Origin of the sequence: Vibrio tasmaniensis (genome assembly GCF_024347635.1) — a bacterium.
GTDB classification, from domain to species: domain Bacteria; phylum Pseudomonadota; class Gammaproteobacteria; order Enterobacterales; family Vibrionaceae; genus Vibrio; species Vibrio tasmaniensis.
Window position 1 is genome coordinate 2,952,927 of record NZ_AP025510.1, and the last position, 26,080, is coordinate 2,979,006.

Sequence of the window (26,080 nt, forward strand, 5' to 3'; positions counted from 1 at the left end):
CGTAAACAGCCGAAGCCGTAAATAAGCTTAATTTATCTAAAACTCAGCTGTGAAAATTCACCTGCAAACTAAGCCATAAAAGCAGCGATGGTTGCAGAAAAGTCGATAGGATTAACAAATTCGGGATCATCTAATGGAAGTAGACCATGCCAAAGTTGCTCAAGTTCCCCAACTAGTTGAACCGCTTCAGATAAAGTGTAGTCGTTTTTTACTTGTGCTGTCTGAATCCCGATCCAGTTAACCAGTAATGGTAACGTATCGCTAGAAAAGCTATGGCCTTGAGTTTCCGAGGCCTGAGCGTTTATTGAAGCCGCGTACGATAACAGATCTGGGATCAAAATTTGTAAGTTTTGCTGCCTCAAAGGAGAAGGCACTCCCATCACCATTATCGCTTCGTTATTCCTAGCTTTAAGCTCGATACCAAGCACAGACAGCATTGGACTTAGCGCCTTAGCGACACCGACTAAATCAGCACCTAATTTGATTGATAAAGGCACCAACAGCGGCTGGCTTTTTAACGCCCCTTCTCGAGTATCAAGTTGGCCAATCACACGTAGCAATTCCGCTTTGGCTAGAGACACCAATACGCTGCCGTTTTTGTTTCCCATTACCAAATATTGGCGTTCCACTACCGAGACTGCTTTGCCTAAGTCCGTCACAGGTGCTCTTGGCTTTAAATGGACTAGATTCTGTTGAGCTGGCTTAGCTTCTTTATTTGCTATGTTGTCTATATTTTCTAAGTTGTCTCTGGTTTCTACTGATGCCACATGCTCTTGAGGAGATGATGGATCTATAACTTGATCATCAAAATCTGGCGTTTTCAGAAGCTCTTTATAGGCCTTCACTTCTCGCTTAGATGGAGCAGGCTCACCATGATGTTGGTGCGGCTCTTTTTCTTTTTTAGGTTCAGGTCGAGACTCTATCCACTCTTGGCGAGGCGAGCCTGTAAAACTGGTTTCGCGATCCGACGAGCCTCTGCTAGACGATGAACCTCGGTTAGCTGATGAGCTATAACGCTGCCCACCATCATTAACGCTGTGCTGAGGGTTATCATAAACCTGCTCAGATTCGGCTTTTCTTGGGTAGGCTGGCGTTTGCTCAATAGCATATCTTTCACTATCAGATACTTGAGGTTGTTCTGAACTGCTCGGCATTATGCTTTCAGGCTCTGAGAAACTGGCAATCTCTCCGATACCCGAATTCGAGCTATCTTGCTGATGATGCATCACTTCTGACTGATGAAACGCAGACTGCTTGATCGGTGCTGCATCAATTTGTTTGCTTTGGGCTAAGCCATCACTCAACGCTTGATAGATAAAGTCGTGTACAAGGCGGGCTTGATGAAAACGCACTTCATGTTTTGCAGGATGAACATTAACGTCCACCTGATGTGGGTCTAGCTCAATGAACAACACATACGTCGCGAATTGGTCGGGGCGCAAGCTAGTTTCGTAGCTTTGACGAATCGCATGATTGATCAGCTTGTCACGCATCATACGACCATTCACATAACAGTATTGCAGATCGCTTTGTTGTCTTGCTCCTTCAGGCGTGGTGATCCAGCCATGAAGTTTTAAGCCTTGATGCTCAAGTTCGATCTTAAGCATATGGCGAACAAAAGGATTGCCACATACTGCTGCGATGCGCTTTTCGGCTTGAACTTGTGTTTTTGCAGCGCGGTACTGACGAATCATTTTACCGTTATGACGAAGGTTAATCGTCACATCAAAACGGCTCAATGCAATGCGTTTAAGCAGCTCATCGATATGCGTGAATTCAGTTTTCTCGGTGCGTAAGAATTTACGTCGTGCCGGAGTATTGAAGAACAGATCCAATACCTCAACCGAGGTGCCAATGGGATGCGCTGCTGGCTGCAGTTTCACCTGCATATCACGACCTTCACTATGTGCAGCCCAAGCTTGATCCTGAGTCGTTGGGCGTGAAGTCATAGTCAGGCGCGCAACAGAGCTAATACTCGCCAATGCTTCACCTCGGAAACCTAGGCTGACGATCGCTTCAAGGTCATCAAGAGTATGAATTTTAGAGGTAGCATGACGGCTTAATGCCAAGGCAAGCTCATCTTTAATAATGCCCTTGCCGTTGTCACGAACGCGGATCATCTTAGCGCCACCTTTCTCGATATCGATATCGATACGTGTCGCACCAGAATCCAAACTGTTCTCAACCAACTCTTTCACAACAGAAGCAGGTCTTTCTACCACTTCGCCCGCTGCGATTTGGTTAGCTAACCGAGCTGGCAGTATTTTGATCGTCATATGTATAGCTACCTTACTGCCATTTATAGAAGCACTTCTCGCGTTTGAGATTACTTCTATGTTCTAAACATTACTTCAACACTAGCCAACTATTTGTGCGGAATAATCAGCACTTGGCCAATGGCCAACTCATCGGAACGTAGTTTGTTTGCTTGACGAATACTGTTGACGCTCACGCCATATTTCGAAGCAATCTTGCCAAGATAATCGCCTCTTGCAACTTTATGTTTACGTAGAGGTATATCTTTTACTTCAACCGTAATACGTAACTTTTGGCCTACTCTCACGGTTTCTGATTTCAAGCGGTTCTCACGTTTAATGCTTGCTACCGACACTTTGTAACGGCTAGCGATTTTGCCTAAGTACTCTCCAGACTTAACCGTGTGTGTCACCGTTTTACGGCTTGTTGTGGTCGCCGCTTGTGAACCCGAGCTTGGGATTTTTAAAGTTTGCCCTACCGCTAAGCTCGTCGACTTCAAACCATTCAACTTCACTAATGCTTGTGTAGACGTGCCGTACTTCTTCGCAATCACAGACAATGATTCACCACGCTGTACTTTGTGCTGACTGATAGAGTTAGAAGATGCCCCCGCGTTAGAAATAATAATCCCTTCAGGTGGATTCGCTTTCAAATATTTAACGACCGCTTTGGTCACAGCTCGCGCAAGTTTGTCTTGATGCGAACGTTGGAAAAGAAGCTTCTCTTCGGTCGGATTCGAAATAAAGCCTGTTTCTACAAGTACCGATGGAATTTGTGGTGAACGTAACACTGCCAAGCTGGTGTTAATCGGCTTACTGTTATGCAGTTTTGCGACCTTACCCATTTCAGAGAGAATGGTCGTTGCCAGTTTATAACCCTCTTTTTGAGAGTGGCTAAACTGCAAATCAAGCAGGGTTTGGTTGACGTTTTTATCTGCAATATTGCCAGTAAACGCAGCACCGCTGCCGCCCAGCAACTCTGACTGTTTCTCTTTGTTCTCAATCCAACGGGAAATCTCAGTATTTGCCCGTCGAGTATTCAACACGAACACCGAACCACCTCTTGGTTGAGGCGTCGTAAAGGCATCGGCGTGAATAGAGATCAAGAGGTGTGCTTCGTTCTCACGAGCAATTGCAACACGTCTGTTCAGGTTTACAAAGTAATCAGCATTACGTGTTAAACGCGTTTTGATTCCTGGAACTGCATTTAACTGCGCAGCGATCTTTTTCGAAATACTAAGAGTCGCATTCTTCTCATATTTACGAGATGGGCCAATGGAACCAGGATCTTCACCACCGTGGCCTGGGTCAATCACAATCAGAACATCACGCTGACGCTTAACTTGATTGAGGTTCTTACTCACTGTTGGCTTACTCGGCGTTGATGTTGCTTTGCCTTTACTTGCCGCACCATGAGGCAAGTCGATCACCAAGCGATGTCCGTACTGACCACCAGGAGTCGGACTGAGTTTAAACAACTCTGCTTTAGACGACTTCTTTAACTCAAAAACCAAGCGATAGGTGTTTTTGTCTGGCGGTGAGCTTTTACGAATCTTAGATAGAACGGGGCTGTCTTTCACCACGACCGGTAACTTAGTTGCAAGGTTGGTCTTTTTTAAATCAACAACCAAGCGACTCGGGCTACTCAGGGTGAAATAGCTGAAATCCGCTTCTGATTTTAAATCGATAACCACACGAGTTTCTTCTGGAGAAGGCCAAACCCTTAAACTCTTTAGTGAGTTTGCAGAAACAAGTGAAGAAAACAGTATAGAAAAAACAGCAGCCATCATGGCTACTGCTGAAATAAGGCGTCTAGAAATCAACATAACTCCAACTGACTAAGTAAGCGCTGTCCGTATTCACTGTTAGCGGTTAAAGAAACAATGCGGTGATCGTCTTGGTAACGGATATCAATGTCCAAATCTGCTTCTGGTAGCATTCCATAGCCTTTCTCTGGCCATTCAACCAAACAGATAGCATCTGGCGTGAAGTAGTCACGAATCCCCATAAACTCTAACTCTTCAGGATCAGCTAGGCGATAAAGATCAAAATGGTACACCTGCCAATCGGCAAGTTGATAAGGTTCAACTAGAGTATACGTTGGGCTCTTTACATTTCCTTGATGGCCAAGTGCTTTTACAAAACCACGACTGAAGGTCGTTTTACCTGCGCCAAGATCACCATGCAGATAAATAGTTGTCTGCTGTGAGCAAAGATTAGAAAGCTCCGTTCCTAATTGAATCGTTGCTTGTTCATCTTTCAAAGTAAATTGTTTAGTGCTCATGAATACGTTCTCTAAAAATCGATCGTTGACTATATAAAAATCAAAAGAACAAGAATAGTAAACCGTGATGCTTTTGGGAGACAAGCACTCAAGTGTAAGTTCTATGAAAAATACTGATCAAAACACGTCTGTTCTGGTCAATACCACTAAGATCCGTTAAGATCCGCCCCCATTTTTGCCGAACCTAATTTTAATTAGCCTTATCTCTAATTGTAAAACAGAGAAAATAAGAATTAAGAATGAAGCCATGAATCTAGACCATCTTGCTGAAAAAATTAAAATCTGGGGAAAAGAACTAGGCTTTCAAAAAGTTGGCATCTGCGATGTTGATTTAAGTGAACATGAAGCCCCTCTTCAAGCATGGCTAGATGCTGGCAACCACGGCGAAATGGATTGGATGGCTCGACATGGGATGATGCGTGCTCGTCCCAATGAACTTCACCCAGGCACCATTCGAGTGATCAGCGCCCGAATGAATTACCTACCACCAGAAGCTCAGTTCGCCTCTAACCTAAGCGATACCACTCAAGGCTACATCAGCCGTTATTCTTTAGGCCGCGACTATCACAAATTGTTCCGTAACCAATTGAAAAAGCTGGGACAAAGAATTGAAAAGGAAGTCGAAGGTTTAGATTCACGCCCTTTCGTCGATTCAGCGCCGATTTTGGAACGGCCACTCGCTCAAAAAGCAGGGCTAGGCTGGACAGGTAAACACTCGTTAATTCTTGATAAAGATGCAGGCTCTTGGTTCTTCCTAGGAGAATTGTTAGTTAACATTCCTCTTCCAACAGATGAACCCAGTGTCGATGAGTGCGGAAAATGCACCGCATGTATCACCTCTTGCCCAACTGGCGCCATTATTGCTGATGGCGTAGTAGATGCCCGAAAATGTATCTCGTACTTAACCATTGAATATGATGGTGTGATCCCGGAAGAGTTTAGAGACGCAATTGGTAATCGTATTTACGGCTGCGATGACTGTCAGTTAGTTTGCCCGTGGAACCGCCATGCCGAAATCACTGAGCAAACAGACTTCCACCGCAGAGAAGACTTCCGAGAGGCAGACCTAGTTTCACTTTCAAGTTGGGATGAAGCTACCTTCCTAAAGAAGATGGAAGGCTCAGCGATAAGACGTATAGGACACACCCAATGGTTACGCAATATATTTGTTGCTATGGGCAATGCGCCATTTCAACAACGCATTGTTGAAACACTGGAATCTCATCGAGGCAAAAATGAAATGCTGGATGTGCATATTGAGTGGGCTTTAAATAAACAACTACAACAGTTACCTAACTTTAGCAGTGTGCAAGAAGATAGCGCTACGCAGAAAAATAACTGTGTGCAAAAAAATAGCAGCAAAATCCTCACCAAAAAGCACAGGCTGATACGCATCGTTGAGAAAGGGCTACCAAGAGACGCCTAGCCCATGGGGCATCAACGATTGGCAGGTCAATCCACACCAACTGCCCACAATACAACACAACTCGTTGCACATAATTCTCGAACAATGTTTGACCTTGTTCTCAATTCTAACAATGTGGAAAAAATTCAGAACTCTCGTAAACTTCCGACACCCTCGCAAAGTTAAACACAGTACCGATAAATGATTAAGATCAAAAAACAACAAGTTAACGATCTTTTATTAAATTCAGGATAACCATTCAACTTGATAAAAAACAACAAGTTACGATCGCCGCAATTCAGCTAATATATTGAAAACAAGAAAGATCTTTTAGGGATATGTAAAGAATTAAGACTGAAATAACTTTATCAACCAAGTTATCCACACCTAGTATTTTGTGGATAAGTCTGTTTATAGATATGAAAAACCTCAAGTATCTGCTTCAGAGACCTGATGTTTACTAGCATTCCAGTTGCTAAGAAATATTTAAGACAAAAAAATATCCACCATGATGGAGGATTATTTGCTTTTTGGGGGGATTATGCTTCGCAGCATTAAAGAAAGAGCGTGACCCTTAAGGTCGTCTTTAAACTCTGTGATCTAAAGAAAAACACGGTGGTTTAAAGAGTCTTAATAGCTTTTTAGAAGAAAGCTGGAGCGATACATCGGGTTCGAACCGATGACCTCAACCTTGGCAAGGTTGCGCTCTACCAACTGAGCTAGTATCGCATTAGTTAATCGCTGCTCTTACTACCTTGGGTAATAAATGGCGCTTAACTGTAATGTGGTTGCGGGAGCCGGATTTGAACCGACGACCTTCGGGTTATGAGCCCGACGAGCTACCAAACTGCTCCATCCCGCGTCCGGATGCATTATTTGAGTTAATGACTCTGTTCTCTAAAAAGAGAGAATTTGGAGCGATACATCGGGTTCGAACCGATGACCTCAACCTTGGCAAGGTTGCGCTCTACCAACTGAGCTAGTATCGCATAAGCTAACCGTTCATCTTTTTTGCTCAAAAGCATCAAACCAACGTTCAACTGTAATGTGGTTGCGGGAGCCGGATTTGAACCGACGACCTTCGGGTTATGAGCCCGACGAGCTACCAAACTGCTCCATCCCGCGTCCGGATGCATTGTTTAAGACAATGAGGCTTTAAATTGGAGCGATACATCGGGTTCGAACCGATGACCTCAACCTTGGCAAGGTTGCGCTCTACCAACTGAGCTAGTATCGCATAAGCTAACCGTTCATCTGTCTGCTAAGAAGCATCAAACCAACGTTCAACTGTAATGTGGTTGCGGGAGCCGGATTTGAACCGACGACCTTCGGGTTATGAGCCCGACGAGCTACCAAACTGCTCCATCCCGCGTCCGGATGCATTGTTTAAGACAATGAGGCTTTAAATTGGAGCGATACATCGGGTTCGAACCGATGACCTCAACCTTGGCAAGGTTGCGCTCTACCAACTGAGCTAGTATCGCATTAGTTAATCGCTGCTCTTACTGCCTTTGGCAATAAATGGCGCCTAACTGTAATGTGGTTGCGGGAGCCGGATTTGAACCGACGACCTTCGGGTTATGAGCCCGACGAGCTACCAAACTGCTCCATCCCGCGTCCGGATGCATTGTTTAAGACAATGAGGCTTTAAATTGGAGCGATACATCGGGTTCGAACCGATGACCTCAACCTTGGCAAGGTTGCGCTCTACCAACTGAGCTAGTATCGCATTAGTTAATCGCTGCTCTTACTGCCTTTGACAATAAATGGCGCCTAACTGTAATGTGGTTGCGGGAGCCGGATTTGAACCGACGACCTTCGGGTTATGAGCCCGACGAGCTACCAAACTGCTCCATCCCGCGTCCGGATGCATTGTTTAAGACAATGAGACTAAACCATTTTCATTCTGAGCACTTTCTCAAAGAGACAGCTTCTAAGAATAGAATTTGGAGCGATACATCGGGTTCGAACCGATGACCTCAACCTTGGCAAGGTTGCGCTCTACCAACTGAGCTAGTATCGCATAAGCTAACCGTTTATCTTTTCTGCTAAAAGCATCAAATCAACGTTCAACTGTAATGTGGTTGCGGGAGCCGGATTTGAACCGACGACCTTCGGGTTATGAGCCCGACGAGCTACCAAACTGCTCCATCCCGCGTCCGGATGCATTGTTTGAGTTAATGACTCTATATTTCCAACATCAATCCTAAGAAAGAAATTGGAGCGATACATCGGGTTCGAACCGATGACCTCAACCTTGGCAAGGTTGCGCTCTACCAACTGAGCTAGTATCGCAAACTGAAACGTCTTTCGCCGTTCAGGGCTGCGAATTATAAGAGCATTTTTTTGTGATGCAAGTCCTTAATGCAAAAATCAGCAAGTTTTTACTCAACTGCTGTAAAAGCACACAGATTTGCAAAAAAAATAACTCTTATGTCCCTGAAAAGTTAGATAAACGTGAACATTTGATCTGATTAGATGTTAATAATCGTTTTTCGATAGTACTGCAGCTCAGCAATCGACTCTCGAATATCGTCTAATGCAAGGTGGCTTCCCGACTTAGAAAAACCATCTAACACTTCAGGTTTCCAACGGCGAGTCAGCTCTTTCAGGGTGCTAACATCAACATAGCGGTAATGGAAGTACTCTTCCAGCTCTGGCATGTGCTTGTATAAAAAGCGGCGATCTTGGCCAATGCTGTTGCCACAAATGGGTGACTTACCTTTTGGTACCCATTTTTCCAGAAACTCAATCGTTTGTTGAATGGCATCTTGCTCTGAAACGGTACTGTCTTGAATTCGTTTCACTAGGCCACTACCGGTGTGAGTCGTTGTGCACCACTCGTCCATCTTGTCCAATTCACTCTGAGGTTGGTGAATAGCCAAAACAGGTCCTTCAGCCAGGATATTAAGCTCACTATCAGTAACGATAGTCGCAATTTCAATGATTTTATGAGTTTCAGGATCAAGTCCTGTCATCTCGAGATCAACCCAAATAAGGTTCTGATCGCTAAAGGACATAAGGCATCGCCTATTTGTTTATGTATAAAAGAGGTACTATACCCAAATAACTATACTCAAACTAGCTTTAGAGCCATCGAAATCATATGGCAGTAGCAACATCCTGTTTGAGTTCCCAATCATCAAGTTAGATGTGTTAAGTGAAAAATTGTGGCTAAAAAAAAGAAGTTAACCAAAGGTCAGGTACGTCGCGTACGTAGCAACCAGAACAAGCGACTCAAGAAAGAAGATTCTATCCAATGGGACGAGAACATGCTTGGCGGAACAAAAAGCGGACTCGTGATTACGCGCTTTGGTCAACATGCCGATATCGAAGATCTTGAAACCAACGAAGTTCACCGTTGTAACTTACGCCGTAGTATTGAGACTTTAGTTTCTGGTGACCGAGTAACTTGGCGCGCAGGGCTTGAGTCAATGGCTGGCATCTCAGGTGTTGTCGAAGCCGTTGAGCCTAGAACATCGATGCTAACTCGCCCTGACTACTATGACGGCCTAAAACCGGTTGCCGCAAACGTAGACCAAATGGTTATCGTTTCAGCTGTACTACCAGAGCTATCACTTAATATCATCGACCGCTACTTGATCGCCTCTGAAACGGTGAATATCGCCCCTTTAGTTGTACTCAATAAAGTCGACTTGCTGACAGAACAACAAATTAGCGAATACCGCGAAACACTGAAGATATACGAGAAAATCGGCTATAAAGTCATGTTCGTGAGTAAAGAGTCGGGTTACGGCATCAAAGAGTTGGAAGCTGAACTGAAAGGTCGTATCAACATTTTCGTTGGTCAATCTGGCGTAGGTAAATCCAGCGTAGTGAATGCACTGATGCCAACATTGGACATTGAAGAAGGTGCAGTTTCTGAAAACTCAGGACTGGGTCAACACACCACCACAGCAGCGCGTTTGTATCACTTCCCTTCTGGTGGTGATCTTATCGATTCCCCTGGGGTACGTGAATTCGGCCTATGGCATTTAGAACCCGATGAAGTCACAGATGCTTTCATTGAATTCAAGCCATACCTAGGTGGCTGTAAGTTCCGCGATTGTAAACACAATGACGACCCAGGATGTCTTCTGCGTGAAGCCGTTGAAGACGGAAAAATTAGCCGCTTACGCTTTGCTAGCTACCACCGCATTATTGAAACCATGGCTGACAACAAAGATAACCGTCAGTACTCACGAAGCAAGAAAGCCGATCTCTAATCGCGTTTTTGTGAACAAATGTGTGCATTTACTGACAATTGGCGCGAACTTAAGTAACATCTCGCGCCCTAAACCGTCATCGACAGATTTAATTGAAAAACAATTAGCATTGGAAAATTAATACAATGGATAAGATTAAAGTTGGATTACAGTACTGGATCCCACAACATGGCCTGACTCGTTTAGTTGGTAAACTGGCGTCTGCTAAAGCGGGTGGTTTAACGACAGCGATCATTAACTGGTTCATCAAGCAATACAAAGTGAACATGGATGAAGCGCTGCATAGCGATCCAAAACACTTTAAGACATTCAATGAATTCTTCGTACGTGAATTGAAAGAAGGCATGCGCCCTATCGCAGAAGGTGACTCTGTTATTGTTCACCCTGCTGATGCACGTGTAAGTCAGTTTGGCCCAATTACTGATGGTCAACTGATTCAAGCTAAAAACCATAACTACTCAGCACGTGAGCTGCTTGGTGGTGATGCAGCACTAGCCGATGAGTTTAAAGACGGTGAATTCGCAACGCTTTACTTGTCGCCAAGTGATTATCACCGTGTGCACATGCCATGCGACGGCACACTGCGTCAGATGATCTACGTTCCCGGTGATCTTTTCTCAGTAAACCCGTTAACGGCAGAGAACGTTCCAAACCTATTCGCACGTAACGAGCGTGTGGTTTGTATCTTTGATACTGAATTTGGCCCAATGGCACAAGTGCTGGTTGGTGCAACTATCGTAGGTAGCATCGAGCAAGTATGGGCTGGCACCATCACGCCACCTCGCGGTAACTCGGTTTACAAGTGGGATTACCCAGCACAAGGTGATAAATCTATTATCTTGAAGAAAGGCGAAGAGATGGGTCGCTTCAAGCTTGGTTCAACGGTTATCAACCTGTTCGCTAAAGATGCAATCAAGTTTGACGACACTATGCAAAATGGTGAGAAAACCGTTCTAGGCACTCCTTTCGCGCACATTGCGGGTAAAGACGTTGAGACTGAAGCTGTTGATTCAGCAGAGAACACTGACCAAGCTTAACGATCTGAGTTAACTCATTTAGTTTTAAAGGCGCGTTACTTTTTCTATATCAGAGAAGAACGCGCCTTTTTCTTAACTCTACCAATTCGTTTCCTACTCAAGCTCTAACAACCCAAGCTTTCAAACCTCAATCCTCAGCCCCTGCCCAGCCACCTGCTGCTTCTCACTCTTGCCTCTAATTGCCCAGATAAAATATTGACCAAAAGCAAAACAACTGTCGAAACCTTAAACAACTTTTCGATTTTACAACCCGTCTCCAAGTACCAAAAATCCAGATAACTTACTCTATTTGAAGATATTTTATTCATGGGGTCTTTGTACATGCCTAAACTCAATATTGGCGTTCTGGTCAAGCTGTTGATTTGTTTTGCGATTCCCTTAGGCGTGTTATTCATGCCAATAGATTCCATACCTATCAATGACCTCACGCTGATTCAACACCGCTTGTTGGCGATATTCTTACTAGCAGCTCTACTGTGGGTGCTTGAACCCGTTCCGGTATTCGCCACGTCAATTCTGATCATTGCGCTTGAACTGGTGATGATTTCCGACAAGGGTTTACATCTATTTAGAAACCCACCAGCAGGACACGATCTCGGTGAATTAATCAAATATACCGACATCTTCGGTGCATTTTCGTCACCAATCATCATCCTTTTCATGGGTGGCTTTGCTCTTGCGATATCCGCATCCAAATACGAACTCGACAACAATTTAGCTCGCGTGCTGCTCAAACCATTTGGCACAGAACCGCGCTTTATTATGCTGGGTTTAATGCTTATCACCGCGGTGTTCTCAATGTTCATGTCAAATACCGCAACAACTGTGATGATGCTTGCGCTGCTAGGGCCAATCGTGGCGTCTGCACCAAAAGGCGATATGGGGATTAAGGCGCTCGTATTGTGTATTCCAATTGCTGCCAACACCGGTGGTATCGCGACACCCATAGGTACACCACCCAATGCGATCGCTCTGCAATACCTAACTGGCGAGAACAGTATCGACTTCCTTAGCTGGATGATGATGGGCTTACCCTTTGTGATCATCCAACTCACCATCGCTTGGTTTCTCCTACAAAAACTCTTCCCTTCTAAAGAAAGAAATATGGTCCTCAAGCTTGATGGACAATTTAAAAAGAGCTGGCGAGCGATGGTGGTTTACATCACTTTCGCTGCGACAATCTTATTGTGGATGACCACCAAACTGCATGGCATGAACACTTATGTGGTCTCTATCATTCCACTGGCTGTTTTTACTCTCACTGGCATCATGGGCAAAGAAGAACTCAAGCTGATTAACTGGGATGTGTTGTGGCTGGTTGCGGGTGGTATTGCGATTGGGATTGGCTTGGATAAAACAGGCTTAGCCGCTGCACTCGCACACGCGATTGATTATGAATCGCTCTCGCCGACTGCAGTGGTACTAACGCTGTCTATCGTGTGTTGGTTAATGGCGAACTTCATGTCGAACACCGCGACTGCCAACTTACTAATGCCTATTGCCGCTGCGATCGGTGCATCGATGGAAAGCTTAGTCGCAATTGGTGGCCTACAAGGCTTGCTGGTTGTGGTCGCCTTCTCGGCATCACTCGGTATGATTCTTCCAGTATCGACACCACCAAACTCGTTGGCTTACTCAACTGGGCTTATCGAAAGCAAAGATATGGCGAAGATGGGTATCATCTTAGGGATTGTCGGCTTACTCATGGTCTACCTCGCGCTGTTTATTATCACCTAGCACTTCAATTCCTCCCCTCCGTCCAGCTAGTAATCGTGATTTCGCTAGCTGGCGGGCTACCAGGTTTTAACCAACACGATAAATACTGATAACAATTAACACCTTAGCAGCAACCAATTGTGATTCAACTTCACTGTTTATTAAAAATAATTATATATATATTTAAATTATGACTTTCAACACGTTTCGAACCTTAAATATAACGACACTAGACACCTAGCAGAGACACATCCGTTCGCCATCCAACGCGTCACTGTCATTAGCCTTTTATCCAAGAAGGAGGGATAAACCTTGAGACATACTATTAAGTTCAAAATTCAGATCGCTATCGCGGTTATTATCGCCGTCGTAAGTGGCGCTCAAGCTTGGATATCTGTTAATCAGCTTACTCAAGAAACAGAAGTCGCGCTCAACCAAGATATGAAAAATGTAAGTGTTGGCACGACGAATTACATTGCCGATTGGCTCTCGATTCGCAGTGATATGATGCTTGCTAATGAGCCGACTATTTCAAGTAATAGCAACTCTGATCGTGAGTTATTGATCACCAAACAAGCAGGGCAATTCTTGTCTGTTTATGCAGGATTCAGCGACGGTACTATCGCTTTTGGCGACAAAGGTGAGGATTGGCCAGCAGATTACGACCCACGCACCCGCCCTTGGTATAAAGATGCAAACGCGACATCCGAACTCATCATTACCGAACCTTATCAAGATTTTGACGGCAGTATTGTTATCAGTTTCGCTAAAGCATTTAATGGTGAAAGACAGGGTGTTATCGCAGCAGACTTAACCGTAACCAGCATTATTGATACTGTGCTTAATGTAAAACTTGATAACGATGGCTTTGCATTTTTAGTTGACGGCAATAACAACATCGTCGCTTACAGTGATGAAGAGCTGAGTCAAAAACCATTGACCAGTTTGAATCCAGAACTAACAACAGACAAAGTGTCGCAACTACTCAAAGACCAAACGATCACTACGCTAGCTTGGCCCGGTCAAGGCGATAAAATGGTCTACATTGCTAACGTTCCGAATACCGATTGGTCATTGGGTATTGTTATCGATAAAGAAATGGCGTTTTCTGCGGTATCTGATGCCATTCAATTCATCACGCTAACCTCTTTGGTTTTATACATCGTCATTTCGATTGCGAGCACAATGGTGATAAACCGCCTGTTGCACCCACTGCAAACATTGTCTGAAGCGCTAACTCAGCTTGCTCAAGGCAGAGGCGATCTGACTCAGCGTATTGATATCAAGCGCATGGATGAAATTGGCAAACTGGCCGAGCTCGTGAATCAGTTCTTGAGCCAAATGCAAAGCATGCTTAAGGGTGTAATCGAGCACAGTCACGACTTAAACAACCATGCGGAAAAAGCTAATCAACTGGCTACGCAATCTTCGATTCGAGTCGAGAATCAACAAAACGACATCAACCAAATTGCGACTGCGATTCATGAAATGTCCGCCACCGCGGCTGAAGTGGCCAGCCATGCCGAATTAACCGCCTCCGCTTCTCAGGCATCCGCTACCGCTTGTAACGAAGGCCAAGAGGTTATCCAACAAAACCGCGATGCGATTACTGGCCTCGCAACTCAAGTTGAAGATGCAGCCAATGTTATTCGTGAATTAGAGAGTAATGCTCAAAGCATCAACCAGATCCTATCCACCATTCAAGGCATCGCAGAACAGACCAACCTGTTGGCATTGAATGCTGCGATTGAAGCCGCTCGAGCGGGTGAACAAGGTCGTGGGTTTGCGGTTGTCGCCGATGAAGTGCGCGTGTTAAGTCAGAGAACTCATGGCTCGACCGAAGAAATCCGCGTGATGATTGATACGCTGCAGAAAAATACCGAACATGCCGTTCAAAGCATGACCACCAGCACTCAACTGGCAGAGAACAGTGTTGGCTTCGCAGAACAAGCTCATGGCAGCCTGACTAAGATCACTCAGGCAATCACTGAAATCAACGACATGGCGCTACAAATAGCGAGTGCTGCAGAAGAGCAACGCGCGGTCAGCGAGGACATCAGCCGTAATACGCAAGGGATCAAAGATGCCTCCGACGATCTTGCCCAGCAAGCTGAAAGTAGTCGTAATAGCTCAAATGAAATGAGCAGCGCGGCTGAGTCTATGCGCCAAGACGTGGAGCGCTTTAAGGTATAGCGCGCCTCAAGCAAAGTAAGTTGAACCACACCAACAAGCGACAGCTGACATAAACTAATAACTGAAACAAAGTGGTTCTTTCATAAGAATCACTTTGTTCTCAGTTCGGTTTGATGCATATTGATGAGCTAATTTATCCCAGACACAAGGATGTTATTCAGATGGGATTCGAATGGTTAGCTCTAGCTGCCGCTTTTCTTTGGGCCATTGCGAGCCTAATGTCAGTAAAGCCTGCTCAACACTTAGGTTCTTTCGCCTATAGCCGTTGGAGAATGGGTTGTACCGCGATCATTTTATCGAGTATGGCTTGGTTTACCGGAGGTTGGTCAACTGTCGAAGCCAATCTAGTCACACCCATGATGCTGTCTGGTCTAATAGGCATCTTCATTGGTGATACCGCCCTATTTGCCTGTTTGAACCGAATGGGACCGCGCCAAGCGGGTTTGCTGTTCTCTTGTCACGCCGTGTTCTCGGCGATTCTTGGTTACTTCCTGTTTAGTGAAAGTATGACCTCTATTGAGCTGATTGGCTCGGTTTTGGTGTTTAGTGGTGTATTAACTGCGATATTCTTTGGTCGTCGAGGACAAGCCAACAACCAGCTTGAAACCATCAAGGGCACCGTGTGGATTGGTGTTGCACTGGGAATCACCGCAGCGATCTGCCAAGCATTGGGCGGCATCATTGCCAAACCCGTGATGCAAACCAGTATCGACCCTGTTGCCGCTTCTGCCATTCGAATGATCACCGCTTTTTTTGCTCACTCCGCATTTCGTTTAACAGGCGCCAAACTTTCACGCGCACTTAACCCAATGAATAAGCAGATATTCGCGATTACCGCGGTTAATGGTTTTCTAGCGATGGCAGTAGGAATGACGTTGATTTTGTATGCGTTGCAGGAAGGCAATGTCGGTATGGTCGCTCTGTTATCTTCAACCACACCCATCATGTTGTTACCGATACTCTGGCTATACACCAAGCAGAGACCAAATGCCTACGCTTGGATAGGTGCCATTGTTGCTGTGGTTGGCACTGGTATTCTGGTCAAATAGTGGGTACCGGTATCTTGGTCAGCTAATTGCACCGGAATTCTGGTCAACTAGTGAAGCGAGTTAGAAGCTGAGAGTTAATGGTTAATAGCTAATGACCATTAACTCTCAATAACAACAAAAGCTAAGAGCGCGGGAACGGGAAAGCCGTCACATCATCGATATGGTCGTAGCCCAGCGCCAGCATGATCAGACGGTCGATACCCAAAGCAACACCCGCACAATCTGGTAAGCCCGCTTTTAATGCCTCAATCAAGTGATGATCAATCGGTTGAGGTGATAAGCCCATCTCAATACGTTTGGTATTATCATCTTCAAAGCGCTTAAGTTGTTCTTGCGGTTTATCTAACTCGTGGAAGCCGTTTGCTAACTCAATTCCTTTGAAATACACCTCAAAGCGATCGGCGACTCGTGAATCATTGGGATTGATCTTAGCTAACGCTGCTTGCGATGCTGGGAAGTCATACACAAACGCAGGCACCTGCTGACCTATTTTCGCCTCGACCCCAATACTGAAAAGAAGCTGCAATAACGTATCGCGATCTTGCTCGGGGTCAGCTATGTCGCTGAGCCCTAGTTTCGCAGCTGCTTGCTTTAGCGTATCCATCGAATCTTCCAGCGGACAAACACCTAACACATCAATAAAGGCTTGTTGGTAAGTCATTCGCTCTGCTGTGCCTGATTTAAGTACCTGCTGTAACAGCAGATCCATCTCATCCATCAGATCATGATGATCAAAACCAACGCGATACCACTCCAACATAGTAAACTCAGGGTTGTGATAACGGCCATTTTCTTCATTGCGAAAAGATTTACAAATTTGGTAAATACAACCGCTTCCGGCAGCCAACAAGCGTTTCATATGAAACTCTGGGCTAGTCATAAAGAATAGTGGCTGGCCGTGCGCATAACCTGGCCCTACGAATTCAGTTTTAAAGGTATGTAAATGCACATCCGTCACCGTGGCGTGGCTCATCGCAGGCGTATCTACTTCCATCACGTTTCGCTCAACAAAGAACTGACGAATTTGATTAAGGATATCAGCACGTTGCTTTAACTGCTTAATGGTTGCGGCCGGTTGCCATGTAGAGTGCATTATTGAGTTCCATATTACTGAATTCTAGACGACGAAAATTACCACCTTTCATCGCTTTTGTAAGCTTCTATCTTTCTATTCTTGAAAGCGAAATGTTGTTTTAATGAAGCCAGAAAATTACGTTCTACAATACAATTATCAATACAGATTTTACATCCACATTGATAACAAAAATCATACTCAACAAGCCGTTAACACGAGCCCTGTGGGCTAATCGTTATCAACAATTGATTGCCGTGATTGCAGTCACATAACCTATAAATTCTATGCCTCCATATGCACTACCGACCTAAAAACCCAAATGCATCAACTTTTCGAATACCTTCCTCTCTTACACTGAACCTACCACTTAAGGCTTAGGGGTGATAAACGGTTGATGCCGTTTACTTACTATCGATTAGTAAGTGCTCTCAATAAGTAAGTACTGCCAATTAGTAAGTACTACCAATAAGCTTTTTATAATAACAAGCGGAATACTCCGCATCACACTGGAGAATAACTGTGAAGACAATTACCACAGATATCGCAGTCATCGGCGCAGGCGGCGCTGGTCTTCGTACAGCAATAGCAGCAGCTGAAGCTAATCCTGAATTGGAAGTAGCACTGATTTCTAAAGTTTACCCAATGCGTTCGCATACGGTAGCAGCAGAAGGCGGTTCAGCAGCAGTAATTAAAGACGAAGATAGCCTAGATAACCACTTCAACGATACTGTTGGCGGTGGCGACTGGCTATGTGAACAGGATGTTGTTGAATACTTTGTTGAAAACTCGACTCGCGAAATGATCCAAATGGAACAATGGGGCTGCCCATGGAGTCGTAAAGAAAACGGTGAAGTAAACGTACGCCGATTCGGCGGTATGAAGGTAGAGAGAACGTGGTTCGCAGCGGATAAAACCGGCTTCCACATGCTTCATACTCTGTTCCAGACTTCGATGAAGTACGACACAATCAAACGATTTGATGAGTACTTTGTGGTGGATTTGATCGTTGAAGATGGCGAAGTACAAGGCCTAATCGCGATTCACATGTCTGAAGGTGAGCTTGTTACCATCAAAGCAAAATCTGTTGTTCTAGCAACTGGTGGCGCAGGTCGTGTTTACCACTGTAATACCAACGGCGGCATCGTAACTGGCGACGGTATGGCAATGGCTTATCGCCACGGTGTACCACTGCGTGATATGGAGTTCGTTCAATACCACCCGACAGGCCTACCAGGCACTGGCATCTTGATGACCGAAGGTTGTCGTGGTGAAGGCGGTATCATCGTCAACAAGAACGGCTACCGTTACCTGCAAGATTACGGCATGGGCCCTGAAACTCCAGTGGGCGAGCCGAAAAACAAATACATGGAACTGGGTCCTCGTGACAAAGTTTCTCAAGCATTCTGGCACGAGCAGCAGAAAGGCAACACCATCAAGCACCCGCTTGGTGATGTCGTACACCTTGACCTTCGCCACCTTGGTGAAGAGTACCTGCAAGAGCGTCTTCCGTTCATCTGTGAGCTTGCAAAAGCGTACGTAAACGTTGATCCAGCAAAAGAGCCAATCCCAATTCGCCCGACCGTTCACTACACCATGGGTGGTATTGAAACTAACGGTACCTGTGAAACTCGCATCAAAGGCCTATTCGCTGTTGGTGAATGTGCTTCAGTTGGCCTACACGGCGCAAACCGCCTAGGTTCTAACTCTCTTGCTGAATTCGTAGTATTCGGCCGCGTAGCGGGTGAACAAGCCGTGAAACGTGCAGCTGAATTCAAAGGCTGGAACGAAGAGTCTATCGCTAAGCAAGTTAAAGCGGTTGAAGATCGCATCGCAGGCATCTTAGCTCAAGAAGGCGATGAGAACTGGGCTGACATCCGTACTGAAATGGGTCACACCATGGAAGCGGGTTGTGGTATCTACCGTCAAGAAGACTTGATGCAAGAAACCATCGACAAAATCACTGAACTGAAAGCTCGCTACAAGAAGATCAGCATTAAAGACAAAGGCAAAGTGTTCAACACTGACCTACTTTACGCTATCGAAGTGGGTTACGGCCTTGAAGTTGCCGAAGCGATGGTTCACTCAGCGATCCTTCGTAAAGAGTCTCGCGGTGCACACCAACGTCTAGATGACAACTGCACAGAACGTGATGACGTGAACTTCCTGAAACATTCTCTATCTTTCTACAACGAAGATGCAGCACCAACTATCGACTACAGCGGCGTTAAGATTACTAAATCTCAACCTAAAGCTCGTCTATACGGTGAAGCAGCCGAGAAAGCCGCTGCAGCTGAAAAAGCGGCAGAAGAGAATGCGAAGAAGAGCGAAGAGGAGCAAGCATAATGTCAGCGAATCGAATCCAAAAAATTGAAATCCTGCGTTATGACCCTGAGCACGATGCAGAGCCTCACTTTCAAACCTTTGAAGTTCCGTTTGATGAAACCATGTCAGTACTTGATGCGATTGGTTACATCAAAGATAACCTAGATAAAGACCTGTCTTACCGTTGGTCTTGTCGTATGGCGATTTGTGGTTCTTGCGGCATCATGGTTGATGGCGTGCCAAAACTGGCATGTAAAAGCTTCTTACGTGACTACCCGAATGGCTTCAAGATTGAGCCTTTGGCTAACTTCCCAATCGAGAAAGATTTGATTGTCGACATGACGCCGTTCATCGAGCGCCTTGAAGCAATCAAGCCTTACATCATTGGTAACGACCGCAAGCCAGAAGACGGCACTAACATCCAAACTCCAGAGCAAATGGCGAAGTACAAACAGTTCGCTGGCTGCATCAACTGTGGTTTGTGTTACGCAGCGTGTCCTCAGTTTGGTCTAAACCCTGAGTTCATTGGCCCTGCGGCACTTGCTCTTGCTCACCGCTACAACCTAGATAGCCGTGACAATGGTAAAGCTGAACGTATGAAGCTTATCAATGGCGACAACGGCGCTTGGGGCTGTACGTTTGTAGGTTACTGTTCTGACGTATGTCCGAAGAAAGTAGACCCAGCAGCGGCAGTAAACCAAGGCAAAGTTGAGTCTTCAATGGACTTCGTTATCTCGATGTTCAAACCAGACGGTTCGCAAGTAAAAACAGCAGAGGAGGCATAATATGAGCAATCGTAAGCCTTATGTTCGTGAGATGAAGAGAACGTGGTGGAGCAACCATCCGTTCTACCGCTTCTACATGCTACGTGAAGCGACTGTACTGCCTTTGATTCTATTCACTCTGTTCCTAACCTTCGGTTTGGGTTCGCTAGTGAAAGGTCCTGAAGCGTGGCAAGGTTGGTTGAGCTTTATGGCTAACCCTATCGTTGTTGGTATCAACATCGTGGCACTGCTTGGCAGCTTACTGCACGCTCAGACCTTCTTCAGCATGATGCCTCAAGTAATGCCAATCCGTCTTAAAGGCAAATTGGTAGATAAAAGAATCATCGTACTGACCCAGTGGGCAGCGGTGGCATTTATTTCTTTAATCGTTCTGATGGTGGTGTAAGGAGCTTCGTTATGAACACAAATTACAATGTTAACCACAATCCGAAACGTTCTGATGAACCAATCTGGTGGGGCCTATTCGGCGCTGGCGGTACTTGGTTCGCGATGATCACACCAATCACGATTCTAGTGCTGGGTATCTTGGTGCCAATGGGCATTATCGATGCGGATGCAATGAGCTACGAGCGTGTCTCTGAGTTTGCCACCAGCATTATCGGTGCGCTATTCATCATCGGTACACTAGCACTGCCAATGTGGCACGCAATGCACCGTCTTCACCACGGCATGCACGACCTTAAGTTCCACGTCGGCGTTGCAGGTAAAGTTGGTTGCTACTTCGTTGCAGGCCTTATTAGCGCGCTGTCTGTTATCTTCATTTTTATGATTTAACAGTTAAGAGCAGATTCTAGATTCGGGTAACTGAGATTCGAAGAGTTTAAGAACGAAAGTACTAAAAGCAGAACAGGATTATCTTGTTCTGCTTTTTTGTTGCTTGTCGAATCTCGTTTACTCGTATCTGCTCTTTCTCAAACGCCAGATACAAAAAAGGCCGCTCATAAGCGACCTTTTCTATTTCACTGAGCCACCTTAAACAAGATGGACACAATCAAATTACTTCACACGACCAACGTATTCACCAGTACGAGTATCAACTTTAACAACTTCACCGATAGCGATGAATAGAGGTACGCGAACTACCGCGCCTGTTGCTAGAGTTGCAGGTTTACCACCCGTACCCTGTGTATCGCCTTTCAGGCCAGGATCGGTTTCAGTTACTTCGATCTCAACAAAGTTTGGCGGAGTAACAGTGATAGGGTTATCATTCCACAACGTTAGAGTACAAACGTCATTTTCAACTAACCATTTTGCTGAATCAGCGACTGCTTTTACGTCTGCTGCGATTTGCTCAAATGTTTCGTTGTTCATGAAGTGGTAGAATTCGCCATCGTTGTATAGGTAGCCTAATTCAACGTCAACAACATCTGCAAGCTCGAAGCTTTCGCCTGACTTGAATGTTTTCTCTAACACTTTGCCTGACAGCAGTTTACGAAGTTTTACACGGTTAAACGCTTGGCCTTTACCTGGCTTAACGTATTCATTGTCGATAATTGCGCAAGGCTCGTTATCTAACATGAATTTTAAACCGCCTTTGAATTCATTGGTGCTTACTGACGCCATGATTTTCTCTTCCACATCTTTGAGTTAATTTCAATGCCGCATATCATAACCCGAAAAGTCGAATCTGTTGAGCAAAACTGGCTCAAACAACTATCGAATGCGATCTCTGACCCGACAAAACTGCTTGAAGCATTGGAAATAGACCCAACACCGTGGCAAAAAGGATTCGCAGCACGTGAGCTGTTTTCACTTCGAGTTCCTCTTAGCTTTGTGGAGCGAATGGAAAAAGGCAACCCACACGACCCTTTGCTAAGACAAGTTTTACCGCTAAGTGAAGAGTTTGAGGTGCACCAAGGCTATTCTGCTGACCCCTTAGAAGAGCAAGAAAACGCGATTCCGGGACTACTACACAAATACAAAAACCGCGCGCTAATGATCGTGAAAGGTGGCTGCGCGATTAACTGTCGCTACTGCTTCCGTCGTCATTTCCCTTATCAAGATAACAAAGGATCGAAGTCTGTTTGGCAGACCAGCCTCGATTATGTGGCTCAACATCCCGAGATCAACGAGGTGATCTTATCTGGGGGCGACCCTCTGATGGCAAAGGACAGCGAACTAGATTGGCTGATCAATGCCATCGAACAAATTCCACATGTGAATACCGTTCGAATTCACAGCCGATTACCTGTCGTGATTCCGGCGCGAGTGACTGACGAACTATGCCAATTGTTAGCTCAAACTCGCCTCAACGTGGTGATGGTCAGCCATATCAACCACGCCAATGAAATCAACTTAGAGCTCAAGCAAGCCTTTCATAAGCTGAAGCAAAGTGGGGTAACTCTGCTCAACCAAGGCGTGATGCTAAAAGGCGTAAATAACAGCGCTAATTCATTGAAAAAATTAAGTGAAAAGCTATTCGACGCCGGTATTTTACCTTACTACATGCATGTACTTGATAAAGTTCAGGGCGCTGCTCATTTCTATATCTCCGATGAAGAAGCGAAACATCACTTTAAGGGATTAATCTCTGAGGTTTCTGGCTATCTAGTACCTAAGTTAACCCGTGAAATTGGCGGACGCAGCAGCAAGACGCCACTCGATCTGCATATTGAATAGCGAGCGAGCTTCAAAAAGCGACTAAGCTTATCTGTAACGACAACACGTTGCTAAATGCACCTTCACGACAAAAATTTTTTGTTCGATCGTCCGGTCTATTATTAGCATACTCGGCTCTATTCTAAATTCTTAGGAGGGGTGATATGTTACAATTTATAGAACAAGCTCTCAACCTTGCCCCCTTTAGCTGGGCAGGCCTCGCAGCATGCATGTTGTGTGGTTCTCTAATCGGAATCGAAAGGCAAACACGCGGTAAACCCGTCGGAATACGGACATCGATCCTTATCATTAGCGGTACTTACTTCTTCCTCACCATGGCGATTAGCCTATCCCCCAACACACTCGATCAAGCTCGTGTACTTGGTCAGATAATTACTGGGGTGGGTTTCCTTGGCGCTGGGGTAATGATGACATTGGATGGAAAGATTCATGGTGTCACGTCAGCGGCGATTATCTGGGTACTCGCTGCATTAGGTATGATGATCGCACTTGGCCACCTTTCGCAGTCGGTTATTATCACGCTAATGGCGCTAGTGATTCTGCTTGGGGTCGACAAGGTCGAGAACAGCTTCCAAAGCTTACGCCGTGGTGTTCATCAGAAATGGATGAGAAAAGTCCGCGTGAAAAAGTAACCCCTCGTCGGAAGACTTTTGGCCTTAGCTGCATTTTATCCTTAGCTACTGTTTCATCTTAAGGGTCTTTTTCCTTAGATAAAAAGGAGCCTAGCAAACAACTAGGCTCTAAACTGCAGTTCACAAATTAATGTACGTGAATAGACACTTGATTCTTACCAGCGGCCTTCGCCTTATAAAGCTGCTCATCTGATGAACGAATACTCTGGTTTTCCCACAAGTGTCCAATGCTGTCGAACTTGTTCAGTGAATAAAGCGTTGCTCCCCCTGATACTGAGATATTAATCTTGTCACCGATCGGACATCGATAACTTTGCAAATTAATGTCATTTCTAATGCGTTCAAAGATCGATGAAAGTAATTCGGATGATTCGCCCGTAATCGCGACAACAAACTCTTCACCACCAAATCTCGCCACTATATCTTTCTGCCTAACGCTGTTCAGCATTAACTGAGCTACATGGCAAATCACCTCATCTCCTACCTTATGACCATACTGGTCATTCACCACTTTGAAATCATCGATATCAAATACGCCAACACCAATAATTGGCTCCTCATTTTGGTTCAGCAACCGAGCTTCAAAACCACGCCGATTATATAAACCAGTCAATGGGTCGAGCATCGCTAAATTCTTCAATCGCTTGTGCTCTTGCTTGGTATAAAACCGCCACAACCACAGTGTTGAGATAAAGTACAAAGCTAACAAAATCAGTAATTGAACCCGCTCCAGTTCCAGCAAATGTAAGAAGTGCTCACTCTTTCCTTCTTCAATAGTCAGGTATAACTCAGTATTGACTCCATCGACATACAAAGGCCGTGAATAGGTAAAGTCCAACAGTCCATATTTGTTTACTCCTCTTGCGCTCGTCACCTTGTATCCATGAACGGGATTCGAGACGAGATTAGAGACGTAACCATCAACACCGAGTACTCCTCTAAACTCACCATCAACATAGATACCTTTGGTTAAAGTCACTACCTTCTTCCCTGTTAGGTAGTCATCGTATTCGCCGGTATACACCACTTGATCTTGACCCTGAGCTAAGCCAAAACGAATCGTATTCACCCAATAAGGGCGACTATTGACAACTGAATCAAAGGTGTCACCTTTAATGTAACGGGCGAAATCGGAAGGCGACGATATAATAAATTTATCTTTGGAGATAAAGTAAATCGCAGAGATGGTATCAATGGTATTCGCAAAGTAAGCCATGGTGGGTGCGATAAACATGCGCCTGCCAGCTTCCAAATGAAGCTCCGACTTTAGATCGCACATCTCACTTGGGCCAGAGAACATAAAATCAAATCGAGGGGCAGCTTGCTCTTCACTAATGAAGTAACACGTATCACCTTCGACCTTTTGCTCATGTGAGAATACGTAGGCATCTCCATGCAGCGGATAAAGTGCGGTAATATTATATTCAAGCGCATTAATAATCTGTGTAAGCTCCGCTAAAGAGCGTGTCACGCCTTGGTTTTCAATTCCATACTGCTTTTCTGACTCTTCCGCTGAATCAACAAGTAACAAGCTAAAAACCACTAAAAAGCTGGCGGTCAGACTTAAGAAAGCCTTTTTAAAATCGACGGTATGGGGACTAATCAAAGCATATAAGTCATCGTTGAAAATTTAGCGCACATTGTACCCACAAGTGAGAGCATCGCAACAAGAGTATAAAACAACATGCTTACAGTAACGTTTGAGGAGTGAGATAGCAGATGTAAAATAACGCCTAAACATAGAAGTAAAGGCGTTGATAGGTTCAATCATGGATAGCTTTAAGCCTTGGCAGGAACATCGCTCACCAGTATTGAAACCAGCGCGGCTACCGTCTTACTTAGCAAAATTCACAATTGGGAAGCACGGGAAAAAACCATTATCAGCACAGTTGATCAGGCCAATCTGTACACCTTCAATTTTATTGGTTTTGTTGAAGATACCAACCTGAACCGTCGACACCTCTGAAAGGTTCGCAGCGCCAACATCCACCATAGTGTTACCTTCGGAATAGTTTACGAAACTCACGTTCGCGCCTTTTACATCATTAGTAATGTTAACAGCACCTAGGTTAACACCTGTTGTTTTACCTGTGTTCCAGTTAAAGAAACCTAGTGAAGCACCTGTCATTTCTTGGTTTACTTTTGATGCACCAAAAATACCAAGGTTCACACCTGTTGTGGTTTGCGTCTCAGACATACCAACAACCGCAAGGTCGACACCTTTAAGGTCATTGACTTGTCCGTGAAGCAGAGCCAGACGTACACCGCCAACCGCATCTGAATCCGGAGCGTTGAAACCATTGATCGTTGAAAACATAACAGGCGAAGAAGCAAATGCTGCCGGTGCCATTACCGCTGCAGATACAGCAAGTACTGAAAGTAATTTTTTCATTGGGGAGTCTCCACTGACTTATTGTTGACTTGATCAATCTATATTTGATCAAGTATTTATTGTCCTTCACTCAACAGCTATCCATGTTAA

The 26,080-nt window shown here is 45.0% G+C and carries 20 protein-coding genes and 13 tRNA genes; 12 read left to right on the plus strand and 21 right to left on the minus strand.

Annotation, left to right across the window (positions count from 1 at the left end; translation table 11 throughout):
* Window positions 1-68: 68 nt before the first annotated feature.
* The 3 genes from mutL to tsaE form a co-directional block, all read right to left on the minus strand.
* Complete coding sequence (gene mutL / locus OCV44_RS13110; protein ID WP_139685853.1) at window positions 69-2,276, minus strand: DNA mismatch repair endonuclease MutL; 2,208 nt, start codon at window positions 2,274-2,276, stop codon at window positions 69-71.
* A gap of 89 nt (window positions 2,277-2,365) precedes the next feature.
* Window positions 2,366-4,081 (minus strand): N-acetylmuramoyl-L-alanine amidase, encoded by a 1,716-nt coding sequence (locus tag OCV44_RS13115; RefSeq protein WP_139685852.1) that lies wholly within the window; start codon window positions 4,079-4,081, stop codon window positions 2,366-2,368.
* Window positions 4,075-4,539, minus strand: a complete 465-nt coding sequence (gene tsaE, locus OCV44_RS13120; RefSeq protein WP_004735870.1) for a tRNA (adenosine(37)-N6)-threonylcarbamoyltransferase complex ATPase subunit type 1 TsaE — start codon at window positions 4,537-4,539, stop codon at window positions 4,075-4,077. Before tsaE ends, OCV44_RS13115 begins: the two co-directional genes overlap by 7 nt.
* Window positions 4,540-4,786: 247 nt before the next feature.
* Between tsaE and queG the strand changes: the two genes are divergently transcribed.
* On the plus strand, window positions 4,787-5,965 hold the full coding sequence (queG, locus tag OCV44_RS13125; protein WP_139685851.1) for a tRNA epoxyqueuosine(34) reductase QueG: 1,179 nt from the start codon (window positions 4,787-4,789) through the stop codon (window positions 5,963-5,965).
* A gap of 632 nt (window positions 5,966-6,597) precedes the next feature.
* On the opposite strand, the gene OCV44_RS13130 is transcribed toward queG, so the two are convergent.
* The 14 genes from OCV44_RS13130 to orn all read right to left on the minus strand — a co-directional run bounded on the left by OCV44_RS13130 (window position 6,598) and on the right by orn (window position 8,964).
* Window positions 6,598-6,673: transfer RNA gene (locus tag OCV44_RS13130), tRNA-Gly, on the minus strand.
* Window positions 6,674-6,729: 56 nt separating this feature from the next.
* Window positions 6,730-6,806: transfer RNA gene (locus tag OCV44_RS13135), tRNA-Met, on the minus strand.
* A gap of 51 nt (window positions 6,807-6,857) precedes the next feature.
* Window positions 6,858-6,933 (minus strand) — tRNA-Gly (locus tag OCV44_RS13140).
* A gap of 59 nt (window positions 6,934-6,992) precedes the next feature.
* Window positions 6,993-7,069, minus strand: a tRNA-Met gene (locus tag OCV44_RS13145).
* A 36-nt stretch (window positions 7,070-7,105) separates the two neighbouring features.
* Window positions 7,106-7,181, minus strand: a tRNA-Gly gene (locus OCV44_RS13150).
* A gap of 58 nt (window positions 7,182-7,239) precedes the next feature.
* A tRNA-Met gene (locus OCV44_RS13155) sits at window positions 7,240-7,316 on the minus strand.
* A 36-nt stretch (window positions 7,317-7,352) separates the two neighbouring features.
* Window positions 7,353-7,428 (minus strand) — tRNA-Gly (locus OCV44_RS13160).
* Window positions 7,429-7,484: 56 nt separating this feature from the next.
* Window positions 7,485-7,561 (minus strand) — tRNA-Met (locus OCV44_RS13165).
* 36 nt (window positions 7,562-7,597) lie between these two features.
* Window positions 7,598-7,673: transfer RNA gene (locus OCV44_RS13170), tRNA-Gly, on the minus strand.
* A gap of 56 nt (window positions 7,674-7,729) precedes the next feature.
* Window positions 7,730-7,806 (minus strand) — tRNA-Met (locus tag OCV44_RS13175).
* A gap of 85 nt (window positions 7,807-7,891) precedes the next feature.
* A tRNA-Gly gene (locus tag OCV44_RS13180) sits at window positions 7,892-7,967 on the minus strand.
* A gap of 58 nt (window positions 7,968-8,025) precedes the next feature.
* Window positions 8,026-8,102: transfer RNA gene (locus tag OCV44_RS13185), tRNA-Met, on the minus strand.
* 61 nt (window positions 8,103-8,163) lie between these two features.
* Window positions 8,164-8,239: transfer RNA gene (locus OCV44_RS13190), tRNA-Gly, on the minus strand.
* 179 nt (window positions 8,240-8,418) lie between these two features.
* Window positions 8,419-8,964 (minus strand): oligoribonuclease, encoded by a 546-nt coding sequence (gene orn / locus OCV44_RS13195; protein WP_012603103.1) that lies wholly within the window; start codon window positions 8,962-8,964, stop codon window positions 8,419-8,421.
* 150 nt (window positions 8,965-9,114) lie between these two features.
* Here orn and rsgA point away from each other — a divergent pair, with 150 nt between their 5' ends.
* The 5 genes from rsgA to OCV44_RS13220 all read left to right on the plus strand — a co-directional run bounded on the left by rsgA (window position 9,115) and on the right by OCV44_RS13220 (window position 16,165).
* Window positions 9,115-10,170 carry a small ribosomal subunit biogenesis GTPase RsgA gene (gene rsgA, locus OCV44_RS13200; protein ID WP_135383110.1) on the plus strand — a complete coding sequence of 352 codons (1,056 nt, stop codon included), beginning with the start codon at window positions 9,115-9,117 and terminating at the stop codon, window positions 10,168-10,170.
* A 125-nt stretch (window positions 10,171-10,295) separates the two neighbouring features.
* Window positions 10,296-11,207 carry an archaetidylserine decarboxylase gene (asd, locus tag OCV44_RS13205; RefSeq protein ID WP_065113243.1) on the plus strand — a complete coding sequence of 304 codons (912 nt, stop codon included), beginning with the start codon at window positions 10,296-10,298 and terminating at the stop codon, window positions 11,205-11,207.
* A 321-nt stretch (window positions 11,208-11,528) separates the two neighbouring features.
* Window positions 11,529-12,944 (plus strand): SLC13 family permease, encoded by a 1,416-nt coding sequence (locus OCV44_RS13210; protein WP_139685719.1) that lies wholly within the window; start codon window positions 11,529-11,531, stop codon window positions 12,942-12,944.
* Between the two features lie 291 nt (window positions 12,945-13,235).
* On the plus strand, window positions 13,236-15,116 hold the full coding sequence (locus tag OCV44_RS13215) for a methyl-accepting chemotaxis protein (RefSeq protein WP_139685720.1): 1,881 nt from the start codon (window positions 13,236-13,238) through the stop codon (window positions 15,114-15,116).
* Between the two features lie 161 nt (window positions 15,117-15,277).
* Complete coding sequence (locus OCV44_RS13220) at window positions 15,278-16,165, plus strand: DMT family transporter (RefSeq protein WP_139685721.1); 888 nt, start codon at window positions 15,278-15,280, stop codon at window positions 16,163-16,165.
* A 121-nt stretch (window positions 16,166-16,286) separates the two neighbouring features.
* Here the strand turns inward: OCV44_RS13220 and epmA are convergent, their stop codons facing one another.
* Entirely contained in the window at window positions 16,287-17,258 is a 972-nt protein-coding gene (epmA, locus tag OCV44_RS13225; protein WP_012603098.1) for an elongation factor P--(R)-beta-lysine ligase, read from the minus strand.
* A 501-nt stretch (window positions 17,259-17,759) separates the two neighbouring features.
* Between epmA and frdA the strand changes: the two genes are divergently transcribed.
* The 4 genes from frdA to frdD are packed head-to-tail and all read left to right on the plus strand — an operon-like array spanning window position 17,760 to window position 21,121.
* The gene (gene frdA / locus OCV44_RS13230) at window positions 17,760-19,583 is read left to right on the plus strand and encodes a fumarate reductase (quinol) flavoprotein subunit (protein ID WP_012603097.1); all 1,824 of its coding nucleotides are present in this window, start codon (window positions 17,760-17,762) and stop codon (window positions 19,581-19,583) included.
* Window positions 19,583-20,347: a succinate dehydrogenase/fumarate reductase iron-sulfur subunit gene (locus OCV44_RS13235; RefSeq protein ID WP_009847917.1), complete on the plus strand. Its 765-nt coding sequence runs from the start codon at window positions 19,583-19,585 to the stop codon at window positions 20,345-20,347. The genes frdA and OCV44_RS13235 overlap by 1 nt, the downstream gene beginning before the upstream one ends.
* Before the next feature lies 1 nt (window position 20,348).
* Window positions 20,349-20,732 (plus strand): fumarate reductase subunit FrdC, encoded by a 384-nt coding sequence (frdC, locus tag OCV44_RS13240; RefSeq protein WP_017108667.1) that lies wholly within the window; start codon window positions 20,349-20,351, stop codon window positions 20,730-20,732.
* An 11-nt stretch (window positions 20,733-20,743) separates the two neighbouring features.
* Window positions 20,744-21,121 (plus strand): fumarate reductase subunit FrdD, encoded by a 378-nt coding sequence (gene frdD, locus OCV44_RS13245; protein ID WP_009847918.1) that lies wholly within the window; start codon window positions 20,744-20,746, stop codon window positions 21,119-21,121.
* 222 nt (window positions 21,122-21,343) lie between these two features.
* Here frdD and efp read toward each other — a convergent pair whose 3' ends face one another.
* Window positions 21,344-21,910 (minus strand): elongation factor P, encoded by a 567-nt coding sequence (gene efp, locus OCV44_RS13250; RefSeq protein ID WP_009847919.1) that lies wholly within the window; start codon window positions 21,908-21,910, stop codon window positions 21,344-21,346.
* A 33-nt stretch (window positions 21,911-21,943) separates the two neighbouring features.
* Here efp and epmB point away from each other — a divergent pair, with 33 nt between their 5' ends.
* Window positions 21,944-22,966 (plus strand): EF-P beta-lysylation protein EpmB, encoded by a 1,023-nt coding sequence (gene epmB, locus OCV44_RS13255; RefSeq protein WP_139685722.1) that lies wholly within the window; start codon window positions 21,944-21,946, stop codon window positions 22,964-22,966.
* A gap of 143 nt (window positions 22,967-23,109) precedes the next feature.
* Window positions 23,110-23,598, plus strand: coding sequence for an MgtC/SapB family protein (locus OCV44_RS13260; RefSeq protein ID WP_139685723.1), 489 nt, complete (start codon window positions 23,110-23,112; stop codon window positions 23,596-23,598).
* A gap of 127 nt (window positions 23,599-23,725) precedes the next feature.
* On the opposite strand, the gene OCV44_RS13265 is transcribed toward OCV44_RS13260, so the two are convergent.
* On the minus strand, window positions 23,726-25,159 hold the full coding sequence (locus tag OCV44_RS13265) for a sensor domain-containing diguanylate cyclase (protein ID WP_139685741.1): 1,434 nt from the start codon (window positions 25,157-25,159) through the stop codon (window positions 23,726-23,728).
* Window positions 25,160-25,432: 273 nt separating this feature from the next.
* Window positions 25,433-25,990: a VC2662 family protein gene (locus OCV44_RS13270; RefSeq protein WP_009847923.1), complete on the minus strand. Its 558-nt coding sequence runs from the start codon at window positions 25,988-25,990 to the stop codon at window positions 25,433-25,435.
* Between the last annotated feature and the right edge of the window lie 90 nt (window positions 25,991-26,080).

Excerpts from the sequence above, each read along its gene's own strand:
- efp (WP_009847919.1), bottom strand. The coding sequence starts at position 21,910 with ATGGCGTCAGTAAGCACCAATGAATTCAAAGGCGGTTTAAAATTCATG.
- OCV44_RS13220 (WP_139685721.1), top strand. The coding sequence starts at position 15,278 with ATGGGATTCGAATGGTTAGCTCTAGCTGCCGCTTTTCTTTGGGCCATT.
- OCV44_RS13210 (WP_139685719.1), top strand. The coding sequence starts at position 11,529 with ATGCCTAAACTCAATATTGGCGTTCTGGTCAAGCTGTTGATTTGTTTT.
- OCV44_RS13270 (WP_009847923.1), bottom strand. The coding sequence starts at position 25,990 with ATGAAAAAATTACTTTCAGTACTTGCTGTATCTGCAGCGGTAATGGCA.
- tsaE (WP_004735870.1), bottom strand. The coding sequence starts at position 4,539 with ATGAGCACTAAACAATTTACTTTGAAAGATGAACAAGCAACGATTCAA.
- orn (WP_012603103.1), bottom strand. The coding sequence starts at position 8,964 with ATGTCCTTTAGCGATCAGAACCTTATTTGGGTTGATCTCGAGATGACA.
- epmA (WP_012603098.1), bottom strand. The coding sequence starts at position 17,258 with ATGCACTCTACATGGCAACCGGCCGCAACCATTAAGCAGTTAAAGCAA.
- asd (WP_065113243.1), top strand. The coding sequence starts at position 10,296 with ATGGATAAGATTAAAGTTGGATTACAGTACTGGATCCCACAACATGGC.
- queG (WP_139685851.1), top strand. The coding sequence starts at position 4,787 with ATGAATCTAGACCATCTTGCTGAAAAAATTAAAATCTGGGGAAAAGAA.
- OCV44_RS13260 (WP_139685723.1), top strand. The coding sequence starts at position 23,110 with ATGTTACAATTTATAGAACAAGCTCTCAACCTTGCCCCCTTTAGCTGG.
- epmB (WP_139685722.1), top strand. The coding sequence starts at position 21,944 with ATGCCGCATATCATAACCCGAAAAGTCGAATCTGTTGAGCAAAACTGG.
- frdC (WP_017108667.1), top strand. The coding sequence starts at position 20,349 with ATGAGCAATCGTAAGCCTTATGTTCGTGAGATGAAGAGAACGTGGTGG.
- OCV44_RS13115 (WP_139685852.1), bottom strand. The coding sequence starts at position 4,081 with ATGTTGATTTCTAGACGCCTTATTTCAGCAGTAGCCATGATGGCTGCT.
- mutL (WP_139685853.1), bottom strand. The coding sequence starts at position 2,276 with ATGACGATCAAAATACTGCCAGCTCGGTTAGCTAACCAAATCGCAGCG.
- frdD (WP_009847918.1), top strand. The coding sequence starts at position 20,744 with ATGAACACAAATTACAATGTTAACCACAATCCGAAACGTTCTGATGAA.
- OCV44_RS13235 (WP_009847917.1), top strand. The coding sequence starts at position 19,583 with ATGTCAGCGAATCGAATCCAAAAAATTGAAATCCTGCGTTATGACCCT.